The organism is Leptolyngbya sp. NK1-12 (genome assembly GCF_032598965.1).
In the GTDB taxonomy this organism is placed as follows: domain Bacteria; phylum Cyanobacteriota; class Cyanobacteriia; order Elainellales; family Elainellaceae; genus Elainella.
In genome coordinates this window covers 5,052,700-5,067,085 of the sequence record NZ_CP053586.1, presented here as the reverse complement: position 1 = coordinate 5,067,085, position 14,386 = coordinate 5,052,700, and the positions used below count along the sequence as shown (strand labels likewise).

Genomic DNA, 14,386 nt, shown 5'->3' with positions numbered 1-14,386 from the left:
CTAGCGCGACCCCACTTCGCTTGGAGGCAGAGCTGGTTTTGACAACTTTTTCTTGCCTGTTGGCGTAAACCGCTCCGTCCCTTGCTTGATCACAATGTACAAAATCGGCACCACAAACAAGCTCAGGAATGTCGCAATCAAGAAGCCACCCACTAGCGCTGTACCCAAGGATTGGCGGCTAGCTGCTCCAGCTCCGCTAGCAATTGCCAACGGAAAGAACCCGATCAAGCTGGAAATAGCCGTCATCAGAATGGGGCGCAACCGTTCCTGGGCGGCCTCAATGGCGGCCTGCACAATAGTCAAACCGTCTTGGCGCAGTTGGTTGGCATATTCCACAATCAGAATCGCGTTCTTGCTGGCTAAACCAATCAGCATCACCAGCGCGATCTGGCAGTAGACATCATTGGGAATGCCGCGCACAAACACACCTGTAAGTGCCCCCAAAATTGCCAGCGGTACTGTCAGCATGATGATGGTCGGATCAATAAAGCTTTCGTACTGAGCCGCCAGCGCCAAGAATACCAGCACCAAGCCCAAGCCGAAGATCAAGGGAGCCTGACCGCCCGACTCAATCTCCTCTAGGGCGGTGCCACTCCATTCATAGCCCATACCGGGGGGCAACACTTCAGCCGCTGTTTGCTCCATGGCGGTAATCGCCTGACCCGAACTCTTGTCTGGAGCCGCCGCTCCCTGCACCGAAATCGAGCGGAACAGATTGAAATGGCTAATGGTTTGGGCACTCGTGGTTTGCTCAACCGTCACCAAATTACTCAACTGCACCATCGCGCCGTCTCGGGAGCGGACATAGAGTTTGTTGATGTCTTCTGGTCTAGAGCGAAACTGTTCATCCGCCTGGACATAGACGCGATAGTTGCGCCGATCCAGCGTGAAATCATTCACATATTGGGATCCCAACAGCGTTTGCATCGTTTCAAACACGGTGTCAATGTCTACGTTCAGCGCCTTGGCCTGCTCCCGATTCACCGTGACCTGAAGTTGGGGCGTGTTGGCAGCATAGGTAGAAAAGACGCCTTGCACCTCAGGTCTCTGATTAGCTGCGCCCAGGAAGTTACCAAAGTTGGCCACAAATTCTGCCAGCGGCAGATTACCGCGACGGTCTTGCAGTTCCATCTGAAAGCCGCCAAAGTTGCCCAGTCCTTGAATCGCAGGTGGATTGAGGGCAAAGATATTGGCTTCGGGAATGCCGAAGTAGCGCATTTGGGCCTGCTGAATCAATGCCTGTACCTGTTGTTCACGCCGAGGCCGTTCTTCCCAGGGTTTTAGCAGGGTGAACATGATACCTTGGTTGGGCGCAACCCCAGCAAAGCTGAAGCCGGTAACAGCAAAATTGGATTCCACATCGGGCAGTTGACGTACCTCCTCAGAGGCGCGATCGAGAATTTTCTTGGTGTAGTTGAGTGAAACTCCTTCGGGAGCCTGCACCAGCGTAATGAAGTAGCCCTGATCCTCTTCGGGTAAAAACGCTGAGGGCACAATTCGATACATCCAAGCCGTTACAAACAGCAAGGCAATAAATGCAATCACAATCAAGCCGCGAATCCGCGTCAGAAATCCCAAGGAGCGCCGATAGCGCCGCCGGGTTGCGTCCAAAAAGCGATTGAAGCGCCGAAACAGTCCCGCTAACGGACCCTCGTGCTCGGGCTGCCGCCGTAACAGCAGAGCTGATAGCATCGGAGTTAGCGTGAGGGCATTAAAGGTAGAAATGGCGATCGAGAAGGCAATCGTTAAGGCAAATTGCTGATAGAGCGCTCCGGTTGTGCCTGGGAAAAAGGCTACCGGCACAAACACCGCCATCAGGACGAGGGACGTGGCAATCACGGCTCCGGTCAGTTCCCGCATTGCTTCCATTGCGGCCTGAACCGGATTCATGCCCTGATCCTGTACTTTTGTGGCAATCGCTTCCACCACAACGATCGCATCGTCTACTACTACCCCGGTTGCCAGAGTCATGCCGAACAGAGTGAGGGTGTTGAGAGAAAAGCCAAAGACTTTGGTGAAAATGAACGCACCAATCAGAGCGATCGGAATGGTGATGCTAGGAATTAGGGTCGTGCGCCAATCCTGCAAAAAGACAAAGATAATCAGCACCACCAGCGCCACGGCAGCCAGCAGGGTTAGTACTACATCCCGAAGTGAAGCTGACACGAACATGGTGGTGTCAAAGGCGACGGCGTATTTCAGACCGGGAGGAAAATCTTGGCTCAGGCGTTCTAGCTCAGTGCGAATGGCTTGAGCTGTCTCCAAGGCGTTGGTGTTAGGGCGCTGAGTGATTCCTAGACCAATCGCCTCTTGCCCATTGTAGGTTAGGAAAGTGCCGTAATTTTCTGCACCCAGCTCGACCCGGCCCACGTCCCTGAGACGAGTCAAGGCTCCACCAGGGCCAGTTCTCAATACTAGGTTCTCAAATTCAGACACATCCGTCATGCGGCTAATGGCCCGCAGGTTGAACTGATACTGCTGATCGTCTGGAGCCGGCTGCTGCCCAATCTGACCGGCCCCCACCTGGATGTTTTGCTCGCGGATTGCATCAGTAACATCTTGCGGCGTCAGACCCCGACTGGCAAGGCGAGCTGGGTCTAGCCATAACCGCATAGCAAACTTGCGTTCGCCAAAGATCTCAATTGACCCCACGCCTGGAATCCGCTTCAGCCCGTCCACCATGTAGATATCGGCATAGTTACTCAGAAACAGGCTGTCATACTGGTCATCCTCAGGATAGATTGCAATCGCCATCAAGAAGTTGCTGGACTGTTGATTGACGATCACGCCAGTCTGCGTCACCGACTCGGGCAACAGCGGCTGCACGCGGGAAACCCGGTTCTGGACGTTGACAGTTGCAATATCTGGATCCTGATCAGCCCCGAAGGTGACGGTGATTTGACTGGTGCCATCACTGCCGCTGCTAGAGCTGATATAGCGCATGCCCTGAACGCCATTGATCTCTCGCTCTAAGACATTAGTCACGGCATTTTCGACCGTTTCCGCATCCGCCCCAGTGTAGTTGGACGTGACAACCACCTGTTTCGGCGTAATCTCTGGGAACTGGGCAATGGGCAATGTGAATCCAGCGATAGCGCCTAGAAACACAATCACAATCGAACAGACAGCGGTGAAAACTGGGCGCTTGATGAAGTAATTGACAAACATGGGAAAAACCGAGATGAGGGGTGGAAGCGGGGGAGAGGACGGCAGTGAAGGGGATTGATGCTACAAAGTTCACCCAGCACGCTATCGACACCCCAGGGGTCAAAAGCCAATTAATTAAAAACAACCAGAACCGTTTGTCGAGCAGCCCACTTAGCCAAACCACTTAGCCAAAATGCACCATGCTTTGCGTTAAGGCTAAAAGTTTGCGTTAAGTATAGAAGGACTTGAAATGCGCAAATTAAATTAACACTGAATCAAACAGGGCGTGAGCAGTAGATTAGCCCAAAGCCTCTACGCTCAACATCGTCTATCCGGGTGATTGTAACTAGCCATATTGCTGACGAGGCAACAAAATATTGAGAGCTAGTGGAAATCTGTAAAGTTAGATTAATTCACGTCTTGACTATTAGCATACAATCAACCCAGCAAACGCCATCATTGTCTATCTGCAATTTTTGGTTTGAATTATGAGTAACTCGGTGCTGTTGGCTGTGAATGGAACGCTGATGCGGGGCTTGGAGCTGAATAGCAATCTGCAACAGGTTGGTGCAACCTTTGTCAAAGCGACCCAGACGGCTCCAGTCTACCGACTTTGGTCGATTGGCGATTCCTACCCGGCGATGCAGCGAGTGGCCGTAGCGGGGCAGGCGATTGCAGTTGAGGTCTGGGCGGTGCCTGCGGCTGGGCTATGCGAAATTTTGCAGCAAGAACCGGCTGGGTTGTGTATCGGTAAAGTTGCTCTGGCCGATGGAGAGGTGGTTTTAGGTGTTTTAGCAGAAGCAGTGATTTGTCAAGATCAGCCAGAAATCACGGCATGGGGCGGTTGGCGGGCTTACATTGCCCGACCCGCTAGTTCCTCAGTTCAGTCAACCTTGGGCTGTTGATTGGCTCAACCTTTACCCTTACCAGTCATTGCTTGAGGGGAGCGGGGAAGTTGACTGTCGCCATCGCCAACCACATTGCTCAGCCACAGCGACTGTTGCGGAATACCAATCGGAATTCCAGCCTGATCAAAGGCAATCTTAAGCCGCCGCCGATATTCGCGAGCCACTTCCCACTGCTTCAGCGGTTGAGTTTTAATCCAAAGACGAATCGTCGCCCCGGCATAGTCGAGATTGTCTACCCCCAGAACCTGCGGCGGCTCCAAAATCAGCTCCTGCCATTCTGGATCGCGGCTCATCGCTTGAGCGACCTGCTCGGTGACGGCTAAGGCTTGATCGAGGTCGGCTTCATAGGCAACGCTAACGCCCAAATCGACGCGAGACCACTCTTTAGAAAGGTTTTGCACAACGCTAATGGCGCTGTTGGGAATGGTGATTAGCTGCCCTTCATTGCTGCGCAGTTGGGTAATTCGTAGATTCATATTCTCGACAAAGCCACTCATCTCGCCAATCTTGACCACATCGCCAACGCCGTACTGGTCCTCTAGCAAAATCAGAAACCCATTGATCACATCTTTGATCAGGTTTTGGGATGCCAGCGAAATCCCCACACCCACCACCCCAGCTAAGGTTAACAAGGCAGGACTGATAGCAATTCCCAGCGTGGAGAGGGCTGCAATAATGCCCACACTGCCCCACACCAGTACTGCAATGCTTTTAGTGACTCGCGAAAAGGTGGTGAATCGCAGCATCAGCCGCTGAGAGGTGTTCGTTGCTAAACTCGTGCTGCTTTGCAGTGCCCAAAACAGCCGATCAATAATCACCTCGCTGAACCGAATGGCTAGGTAGATCATCAAAACAACCATCAACAGCCGAATCGGAATTTGCACCCACTGCACCATGACGGGCTGAAGCCAGCGCGTGTAGGGGAACAGGCCGAAAACTACAAATAAGCCAATGCCCCAAAGCAGCAGTTGGGCAAGTTGAGAGAGCCGCCACTGAATGTCGTTAAACCGACGCTTTTGCTGCACTAGCGCTTGGCGCTGGAGTAAAACCGTGGTGATTTCAGGCGAGGTTTCCGGATTAGCAGCCACCGACAAATCGGTTTGCTCAGAGTGGGATTGAACCGATAGTTTTTTGCGCTTGGCCCTTAAGTAGCGCTGCCAGAGCGATAACAACAAGCTGCCAATCACCGTAGTTAACAAAATTCCTCCTGCCCACCAGACCTGCTGCTGTAAAAACTGCGGCTGTCGCTCCTGCTGAGCTGAGAGCAGAGCATCTTCTACAATGGCGCTAATTTCTTCGGCCCACGCAGAGGGGTTGGTACCGTTGATCTGGGCGTCAAGCGCCGTAACTGTGAGTAACTGATCGTAGTTGGATTCACCATCGCGACGGTAGCTGACATAAATTACAGGCTGTCCACTGCTAGAGTCAGTTTCTGTTGTGATCTCTAAACTCTCCGGGTCAAATCCGCGATCGACAATTTGCTGGAGTCGCCGTTCAATAATCTCTACGCGAGATTGCAGCGAGGCCGAGTCTTCCTGTGAATCTGCCTGATCCTGAAGCGCAGGAACCGCGATTGTAAACAGCCGGCGACCATCCAAACGCACGACCCCACGAGTTATCTCGGCTGTATCGAGCAGATCCCCCAGAACCGGCAGCCGATTTTCTAACTGACGCAGCGGGGAAGACAGAATTTCCGTCGGATTGGGGCTAGGTATCTGTCCCCAAGCAATTGTCTGCGGCCCACTAATCACTAGCGCACTGGCCAGCAAACTTAGCAAGATGGCGAACCAAGTCGAGCGGCCTCGGCAAATTCGATAAATTCGCTGTTGAGTTTGCCGCATTGAATCCAACAAATTTCTCATTTGGCTTTTCCTCACACCGAATTTTAGAGTTTTTAAAGTTAGGAGTCTGGAAGATGAAGCGGCTAAGCGGGCGGTAGCTGCAAAAATTCCCGCATGTATTGGTTTACGAGGTCAGGTTTTTCCTGCTGCACCCAATGTCCGCATTGGGGAATGTAGCGCACTGTCAGATCAGCAACATAGGCCTCTGTGCCGTAGGTTAGCTCTTTACCCAGAGCCACGTCATCTTCTCCCCAGATCAGCAGCGTCGGAGTCGTCAGCATACCCCAATTTTGGGAGGTTAGCTCTGGCTGCCAGAAGTTGGCTCGGTAGTAGTTGAGCATTGCTGTCAAGGCTCCCGGCTGAGCAGCGGCTTGCTTATAGGCTTCCAGATCGGCAGCGGTAAACGCGGTTTTATTGACCGCGACATTGCTTAGTCCTGCCGCAATTGGCTGATACTCAAAGGTTTGTACCACCCATTCTGGCAGTAGCGGCACTTGGAAAAAGAAAATATAGGAACTGCGGAGCAACTGCTGCGGCGTGCGTAACCCGGCAGCAAATTTAGCCGGATGGGGCAAGTTCAACACGATCAGGCGTTCCACTAGTTGAGGATGGGCGTAGGCAAAGTTCCAGGCAATCGCACCGCCCCAGTCGTGCCCGACTAGTACACAACGGTCATAGCCCAAGCCCTGAATCACTCTGCGCACATTTTGCACCAGTTCACTCAGGCGATAGGCCGATAGATTGGTGGGCTTGTCACTTTCGTTGTAACCGGGCAGATCGAGCGCTACCACTTTGTAGTGCTGTGCGAATTCGGGAATTTGGTGCCGCCAAGAGTACCAGAATTCAGGAAACCCGTGCAGCATCAGCATCAGTGGCCCTTCCCCTTGAGTAACATAGTGGAGCCGCAGGCCATTGCTGACAATAAATTCGTGCTGCAATTGGGAAGTGGTCATCTCAATTCACCTCTTTGATCTGCTGCTTGATTTGCTGCGACTTCCGCCCTTGGTTTTGACTGGTTAACAGTCCATATGTTTCCAGAATTTGGTCAGGAATGGCTTTGGGTCGCATCGTCTGTATGTCCACCCAAACCCACAGTGCTTCTGCTGTCACAATCAGATCTGATTCCTGTTCAGAGTCAGATGACCTGCGAATTTCGTAGCGACGCAAGGCCCGTGATCCGCGCATTTCTTGTAGCCATGTCGTCAATGCCAGCGTATCCCCGGCAAAAGCGGGACGCAGATAATCGATAGTAATTCGCCGCATCACAAAGGTGCCGCCCAATTTCTCGTATAGAGCCGCTGTGAACCCCAACGATTCAGAATGTTCAATCGCCGCCTGCTCTAGGTAGTGCTGATAGACGGCATTATTGACATGGCCATGCACGTCCATTTCGTAGCGCCGCACGCGCAGGTAGGTCGTAAAGGGTTCCATTCTAGTTTCATCAGGGTTCATCGTTAGACCAACTCCTCGACTGTGCCACGCTGATCAGCTAAGCCTCATCGTCCATCTGGGGGAGTTCAGTAGGGTACATACTCACGGGTTAAGGCAACGGTAAAAGCTGAGTGCAAACAAAACCTTACTCCTCTTATCCTGAAAAGGAAGTGATCTGAGTAAGACCGTGGCTCATCGCAACCCAGTGCCAACCGTTGATATCATTATCGAATTAGTGGATCGTCCCCAGCGTCCAATTGTTCTGATTGAACGCCGAAATCCTCCTCTTGGTTGGGCTTTACCTGGCGGCTTTGTAGACTATGGCGAATCGGTTGAAACCGCAGCTTGCCGCGAAGCGGAGGAAGAAACCAACTTGCAGGTCGAGCTAATCGAACAGTTTCAGGTCTATTCAGACCCAAATCGAGACCCGCGCCAACATACGCTCAGTGTAGTGTTTCTGGCAATCGCCAAGGGTGAACCCCAAGCCCAAGACGATGCCAAGGCTCTCGGCGTTTTTGAACTGTGGCAGCTTCCGACCAAGCTCTGCTTCGACCACGACCACATCCTGCGTGATTATTGCTATTACCGGCATTACGGCCTAAGACCACGGCTGCTGAAGTAGCAAGTTTTGTTAGCGCAGCCTGCCGTTGGCAATAGCCTGCACGGAGCAAGGAGTTTTAAGCTTTGAATTAATTTTGAATTAATACCCTGGTAGTAAAATCATGGATGGCAGTTCTACCCAAGCTGCGCCTTGTACGATACTGAAGCCCATAGAAATTTCAGAACTTAAGACCTTCCCTCTGACAAAGCCGCTTCGCCTAATCAACTCAGAATTAAGAGCTAGAAAATCAAAATTGCCATGTCTCACCAAGTTATTCGCACCGATCAAGCTCCTGCCCCAGTTGGCCCCTACAATCAGGCCATTGCAGCAACTGGACAGATGGTTTTTGTAGCAGGACAAATTCCACTGGATCCCCAAACAGGTGCAATTGTGGGTGAGGGTAATGTGGTTGAGCAGACCGAGCAGGTGATGGCGAACCTGACGGCAATTCTGGCAGCAGCCGGGGCAAAACTCGAAGATGTGGTCAAAACTACGGTTTTTTTGGCCGATATGAATGATTTTGCTGCTATGAATGCCGTCTATGCCAAATATTTTCAGGAAGCAACTGCCCCAGCCCGGGCTTGTGTGCAGGTTTCTCGTTTACCTAAGGATGTACGGGTCGAAATTGAATGTATTGCTGTAGTGGCGACAACAGCCTGAATGCAAAGCTCCTCGCATCATTGATTCTGTTCCACGAGTTAGCAACATGAATACACACAGGCAAACAAAAAACGGAGATGAATAGGCTCCATCCCCGTTGATTTAGCATCCAGTAAGAATAGCGTGAACTCAGTTAACCTGCTTTATGTGAGGGATTCCAGATAGTCCCGCACCCGATTGCGGCGCTTGGGCTGTCTGAGTTTCTGCAGGGCTTTGGCTTCAATCTGGCGAACCCGTTCCCGCGAGAGGTCGAGCGCTCGACCAATTTCTGCTAGCGAGTAGGGTTGACCATTATCTAGACCAAACCGCATCTGAATCACATCCCGTTCCCGGCTGGTTAAGTCAGTTAATAGCTGCTGCAAATCACGCTGTAGGGCCTCCCGCATCAGCATTTCTTCGGGCGTGACATCCTCGGTTTCTAGCAGTTCTCCCAGTTCGGTATCGCGCTCTTTACCGACTTTGGTTTCCAGCGAGACGGCTCTAGGAACTCGCAGCAGTACTTCGCGCACGGCAGGTGCGGTCATATCCAGCTCGGCAGCAATGTCTTCGATGGTAGGTGTCCGCCCCTTTTCCTGGGAGATTTTGCGCTGGGCTTTTTTGATCTTGTTCAGCTTTTCGGTAATGTGAACCGGCAGTCGAATTGCCCGGCTTTGAGTAGCAATCGCGCGGGTAATGCCCTGGCGAATCCACCAGTAGGCGTAGGTGCTAAAGCGATAGCCCTTAGTGGGGTCAAACTTCTCGACGGCGCGTTCCAGCCCCAGAGTGCCTTCCTGAATCAGATCCAGCAGCTCTAGTCCGCGATTTTGATACTTCTTAGCCACCGAAACCACCAGCCGCAGGTTGGCCTTAATCATGTGGTCTTTGGCTTTGGTGCCGTCGGACATGATTTGCTCTAGTTCGGCAACTGACAAGTTTGCCAGTTCGGCCCAAGCCCGTTTCCCGGCAGCCTGGATGGGCTTGAGTTCAGCAACTGTTACACCCGCTTCATTGGCCCAACGTTCCCAAGAAGGACGATGCCCTAGCATAGAAGCCAAACGGTCATGCACTTCGATCAAGTGAACATATTGACCAATCTCAGGGTTCTCAGCCGCAGCTTGATTGCGCAGCTCCACTAAACGCATGTAACGCTGCACTTTTTGAGCTTCTGAAACTTCTTCGTCGCGCCCAAGTAAGCGCACCCGCCCAATTTCCTGGAGATAGAGTCTAACTAAGTCGGTTGTGCGGCGTCCGGCGTTACGACCAAGATTGGCGGCGTCGGTATAATCTAACTCCAGATCTTCCATTCCCTCTGCTTCCAATTCAGCGCGCTGTGGTCCATCACTGAGCTGAAACTGCATTTCGCTAGAGGACTCGTCATATTCTGGATCAGCGAAAAAAGGTCTTGCTGGCATAGTACTTATCTCGATTGCTCCAGGTAACAAGGGGGCTGTTTCATTGCCTGCTGTTAGTATTCCCACTGTTGCGGTTTGATTACCAGGACTCATAAAAGAGGCCGAAAGTTTCACCGCAAAACTGACCTAGCAGCATTGTCTTACCCACCTATGCAATCAGCTAATTCGATCCGACGAATTGGTTTAATGAGCTGATCGGGTTCTAGGTAGTACCTTCATCTACACCACTTGTATCGCTATTTCCTGACGCAATTATTGAATTGTTGGTAGGGTTTCCATCAAGCTAGGGTGAAGTTTCGTTGAAGCCAATTGGGAGTGACTATCACGCTAGGACTAGAAAGCCATGCCCATGACAGGCCAGCAAGAAACCATGCTTGACCGGTTGCTGAGTGAATGTTTGGGCGCTTATTGAGTTCAATTGCTGGCTTCTTGCAGCTGAGCGGCAACTCGTTCGCCAAATTCTGGAACAATATTCGTCAAACTCAAAATCTGCAAGTATTCTTGCAATGTCAAGCCCGATGCTTGAATTAGCTCCACAGCCTGAGCTTCAATTTCCTGCTGAATCTGCTGTGATTCGGACTCTAATTCTGCGCCCTGCAACTCATTCTCTCGCTGTTCAATCAAACTCAGCACTTGCAAATAAGCCTGTACAAATTGACTGATTTTCTCAGCAGAAATGTCATCGGTATCTAAGTTTTGCCCCAACCAAGAGGTTTCGGTTTCAATGTTAGTTTGATTCGTTGAAGTTGGTAATTCTGCGGCGATGGTGCTGAGGGGAACGAGCCAAATCAAAAGCACTAAAAAACAAGCCCACAAGGTTTTAATAAAGCAGTGAAAAAATTGAATAGGGAATGCAAGCATTCTTCTTGATGAATATACAGCGTTTTTCGTACTTCACTAGCCTGAAAAAGGCTGTAAAGTGCAATTTTGTTTATCAACACTTTAGCTATTAGACGGGAAGCCCCGCGCTCTATCGTTACTCCGTAGAGCTTCGCTCCGCCGTAGGCGTAGAGCGTCGGGAGGATGTCACGAAATAATTATAGAGATACCAGCAAAGCAAGCTAGTGCAAAATATTTCAATACTTTGCAAAAAGATGCTCAGCAAACCAACAGAAATCAAGTTTAGCTATCCACACTTAACTCAGTACCAAATTATCTCGATGAACCACGGTTTCTGCTCCTTCATACCCCAAGATGCTAGGAATATCTTCCGAGCGGCAGCCGCGAATTTTTTGTAATTCAACACTACTATAATTGACAATGCCACGAGCAATTTCTTGTCCACGGCTGTCGCATAGCTGCACAGCATCTTGACTTTGAAATTCGCCTTCGACTTCTTTAATCCCGGCGGCAAGTAGCGATTTGCCCGCTTGGCGGATGGCGTTAACAGCTCCGGAATCGAGGTAAAGTTTGCCCGCTGGCAACAGTCCGTGAGCAATCCAGCGTTTACGAGCATTAAAGGGCTGGGGCTGCGGCTCAAATAGGGTACCAATCGCCTCGCCTTGGAGAATTTTTTCGATGTTTTGAGGTGAACGGCCTTCGGTAATTACGGTTCGGACTCCGGCTGTGGTGGCAATGCGGGCAGCTGAAATTTTCGTCACCATACCGCCTGTACCCCAATTAGTACCTCGGTCTCCCACCTCTACATGCAGCGCTTCCAGCTCATCAATTTGATTGACAAGGGCGATTGGGCGGGCGTTGGGATCGTAGCGCGGATCTGCTGAGTAAAGCCGATCGACATCAGTGAGCAGAAACAGCCAATCGGCTCCAATCAAGCTAGCTACCAACGCCGACAGGGTATCGTTATCGCCAAACTTCAATTCCTCAACGGCTAACGTATCATTTTCATTGACGATAGGAATTACGCCAAGTTTGAGGAGTTGGCGAAAGGTGCGATAGGCATTGACATAGCGGCTGCGCTGCACCAGATCGCTGCGAGTTAACAGAACTTGAGCAATGGGTTGCTGGAGGGCGGTAAACAAATCATCATAGGTGCGGATCAACCGTCCCTGCCCCACGGCGGCAACGGCTTGCTTCATCGAGATGGTGCGCGGACGTTCCGTCAATCCCAACCGCATGCAGCCCACACCCACAGCCCCCGAAGATACCAAAATCACCTGATGGCCCAGCTTGCGTAGGCGACTGAGGCTGTCCACCACTTGGGCAATAGTCGCTAAAGCCAGATAGCCAGTATCAGGTTGCGTCAGGCTAGAAGTACCGATTTTAACGACGATCGTCTGCGACATAGGGGAAAGGATCGAAGGCAACGTTCCTGATCATAAATCCAAATCATAAAGCGCCCGCCCTCTATATAGTGAGGACCGACGCTTTACGAAGTATCTACGGAGATTTATGCTCAAGGTCTTTATACTAGATGACCTCGTTTTATCTAACCAAAATGTTAGCAGGGCTACATCCCGTATCAGAATTCCTTAACGTTTTCTTCAGAATCATTACCTTTTGCTAGAAAATATTAAGATCTGTCAGGATCTGTAATGTTCTGTTGAATTTGCTGCCAGGGGATCAGAGAGACGCCCAGGATTTGAGAGAACCAGACTTCGATATCGCGTAATAGATAGCGGTTTTGAATTTTGGCTGGATTGACCATCGGTTCGACCAAGATGGTAAACATCCCCAAACGGTTGCCGGCCAGTACATCAGTAAATAGGCGATCGCCCACCATTGCCACCTGTTCAAACGGTAGCCCCATAGAGTCCACAGCTTGGCGCAGCTTGCGCCGAGAGGGCTTACGAGCACCCAAGATGTAGGGCAAATTCAACGATTTGGCAATGCGGCTAATCCGCATCTGACTGATATTGTTGCTGACCAACCAGACTTGAATGGAAGGGCTGAGAGACTGAATCCACTGCTGGAGTTCGGGTGAGGTCTCGCTCATGCTGATCGGCACCAGAGTTTCATCTACATCCAGCACTAACCCCCGGATATTGTGCTGTTGTAGGATCTCTGACGTTAAATTAAGAATGGAATCGCCAAGAATTAAATCAGGCTGTAGTAATTTGCCCCAGGACATAAGATAGGATTGGGTTTTGGTGCGTTGACTCGATGTGGGTTGACTCTATCAAGATAGAAAAACCATGAACTGAAAGATGCCGGCTTCAGGTGTGGAAATCTCGACTCAAAACCCCAAAAGGGCAAAACAGCTTAGATAGTTTTGGATGCTTCTTAATGCCTTTGGGATACTTTGCTCATTATCCCCAGAGGAAACGCGGTTTTCTCAATTTTGCAATAATTCGGCTGAGATGAACTGACCTCAGGCGTTTAGTTTGCATTTTTTGCATCAGGTTTAGGCTCAGATTGCGCAGCCTCTCGTCCGTCATGAATCGCATCTTGGGCGGCCTCGTGCTCGGCCAGAGTCTTGCTGAAGACATGAGTGCCATCGTAACGGGCAACAAAGTACAGATATTCGGTGTTGCTCGGATTTAGCGAGGCTTCTAGACTAGCAATCCCAGGGCTGGAAATGGGGGTTGGAGGTAGGCCGGTATTCTCGTAGGTGTTGTAAGGCGAAGGTGTGCGGACTTGATCCCAAGTCAGAGGCTGATCGGGCGTTTGACGGATGCCGAGGGCATACTCCACGGTTGGATCTGCACCTAGAGGCATGCCTTCTCGCAGCCGACGCGCAAAAACGCTGGCAATCTGAGGCCGTTCTGAGCCAACGACAGCTTCTCGTTCCACAATGCTAGCCAGAGTCGTCCATTCCAACAGGCTGTAGGGCGTCGTGCCCTTCCCCTGCTCATAGACCGGCAGCGCCAGTTCTTGAAAGCGACTCAGCATTTGATTGATCACCAGTTGGGGCGTCAGTTCGCCGGTGAATTTGTAGGTGTCGGGATAGAGAAACCCTTCCAAATGAGGAATATCGGCTGGCAACCAAGGGAACTTGTCGCGGGGAATTTGTTTGGCTGCTTCTAGGAAAGCTTCTTTGGTGAAGTAACCTTGTCCGGCAAAGTAGTCGGCCATTTGCTGCATCGACCAACCCTCAGGGATGGTGAAGCTGCGCTGCATGACTTCGCCATTCCAGATCTTGTTAGCGATGTTCTCCATCGGCTCGGTAGGCGACAGTTCATAAATCCCGGCCTGAAAGCTGCCGTCCCGATTTTGCAGCGTTTGTAGCTTTGTCCAAAGATTCCAAGCCGAAAGCGAGCGAATTAGTCCGGCGGACTTTAGATCCTCACCGATTTGCTGAGCGGTCGTGCCTTCCGGAATTTCGATCTGAATGGCCTGGCTTTCGTTGGGATTCGCTGCATTCGCCGCATCGGCTTTAGCAATCGGCGGTGCACTCGCCCAACTCCACCAAGCCCAACCTTGCCAGCCGCTGATACCCAACACCACCGGCAGCAACAGCAGGTAGAAGAACCACCTAGAAATTCGAGAGAGCGTTTTCATGGCCGT

The 14,386-nt window shown here is 51.2% G+C and carries 12 protein-coding genes; 3 read left to right on the top strand and 9 right to left on the bottom strand.

Annotated features, from left to right (window positions below; genetic code table 11):
* On the bottom strand, positions 1-3,168 hold the full coding sequence (locus HJG54_RS21470) for an efflux RND transporter permease subunit (protein WP_316431300.1): 3,168 nt from the start codon (positions 3,166-3,168) through the stop codon (positions 1-3).
* A 467-nt stretch (positions 3,169-3,635) separates the two neighbouring features.
* Here HJG54_RS21470 and HJG54_RS21465 point away from each other — a divergent pair, with 467 nt between their 5' ends.
* On the top strand, positions 3,636-4,052 hold the full coding sequence (locus HJG54_RS21465) for a glutamyl-tRNA amidotransferase (RefSeq protein ID WP_316431299.1): 417 nt from the start codon (positions 3,636-3,638) through the stop codon (positions 4,050-4,052).
* A 5-nt stretch (positions 4,053-4,057) separates the two neighbouring features.
* Here HJG54_RS21465 and HJG54_RS21460 read toward each other — a convergent pair whose 3' ends face one another.
* The 3 genes from HJG54_RS21460 to HJG54_RS21450 form a co-directional block, all read right to left on the bottom strand.
* Positions 4,058-5,917, bottom strand: a complete 1,860-nt coding sequence (locus HJG54_RS21460) for a mechanosensitive ion channel family protein (RefSeq protein ID WP_316431298.1) — start codon at positions 5,915-5,917, stop codon at positions 4,058-4,060.
* Positions 5,918-5,979: 62 nt separating this feature from the next.
* Positions 5,980-6,849, bottom strand: a complete 870-nt coding sequence (locus HJG54_RS21455; RefSeq protein WP_316431297.1) for an alpha/beta fold hydrolase — start codon at positions 6,847-6,849, stop codon at positions 5,980-5,982.
* Between the two features lies 1 nt (position 6,850).
* Positions 6,851-7,348: a thioesterase family protein gene (locus HJG54_RS21450; protein WP_316431296.1), complete on the bottom strand. Its 498-nt coding sequence runs from the start codon at positions 7,346-7,348 to the stop codon at positions 6,851-6,853.
* Between the two features lie 166 nt (positions 7,349-7,514).
* Here HJG54_RS21450 and HJG54_RS21445 point away from each other — a divergent pair, with 166 nt between their 5' ends.
* On the top strand, positions 7,515-7,949 hold the full coding sequence (locus tag HJG54_RS21445) for an NUDIX hydrolase (RefSeq protein ID WP_316431295.1): 435 nt from the start codon (positions 7,515-7,517) through the stop codon (positions 7,947-7,949).
* A gap of 237 nt (positions 7,950-8,186) precedes the next feature.
* Positions 8,187-8,588, top strand: coding sequence for a RidA family protein (locus HJG54_RS21440; protein ID WP_316431294.1), 402 nt, complete (start codon positions 8,187-8,189; stop codon positions 8,586-8,588).
* 143 nt (positions 8,589-8,731) lie between these two features.
* Here HJG54_RS21440 and sigC read toward each other — a convergent pair whose 3' ends face one another.
* The 5 genes from sigC to mltG all read right to left on the bottom strand — a co-directional run bounded on the left by sigC (position 8,732) and on the right by mltG (position 14,380).
* Positions 8,732-9,979, bottom strand: coding sequence for an RNA polymerase sigma factor SigC (sigC, locus tag HJG54_RS21435; protein WP_316431293.1), 1,248 nt, complete (start codon positions 9,977-9,979; stop codon positions 8,732-8,734).
* Between the two features lie 414 nt (positions 9,980-10,393).
* Positions 10,394-10,771 (bottom strand): DUF4168 domain-containing protein, encoded by a 378-nt coding sequence (locus HJG54_RS21430; RefSeq protein WP_316431292.1) that lies wholly within the window; start codon positions 10,769-10,771, stop codon positions 10,394-10,396.
* Between the two features lie 344 nt (positions 10,772-11,115).
* Entirely contained in the window at positions 11,116-12,225 is a 1,110-nt protein-coding gene (gene proB / locus HJG54_RS21425) for a glutamate 5-kinase (protein ID WP_316431291.1), read from the bottom strand.
* A gap of 227 nt (positions 12,226-12,452) precedes the next feature.
* The gene (locus tag HJG54_RS21420) at positions 12,453-13,010 is read right to left on the bottom strand and encodes a YqeG family HAD IIIA-type phosphatase (protein ID WP_316431290.1); all 558 of its coding nucleotides are present in this window, start codon (positions 13,008-13,010) and stop codon (positions 12,453-12,455) included.
* Positions 13,011-13,258: 248 nt separating this feature from the next.
* Positions 13,259-14,380 carry an endolytic transglycosylase MltG gene (mltG, locus tag HJG54_RS21415; protein ID WP_316431289.1) on the bottom strand — a complete coding sequence of 374 codons (1,122 nt, stop codon included), beginning with the start codon at positions 14,378-14,380 and terminating at the stop codon, positions 13,259-13,261.
* Between the last annotated feature and the right edge of the window lie 6 nt (positions 14,381-14,386).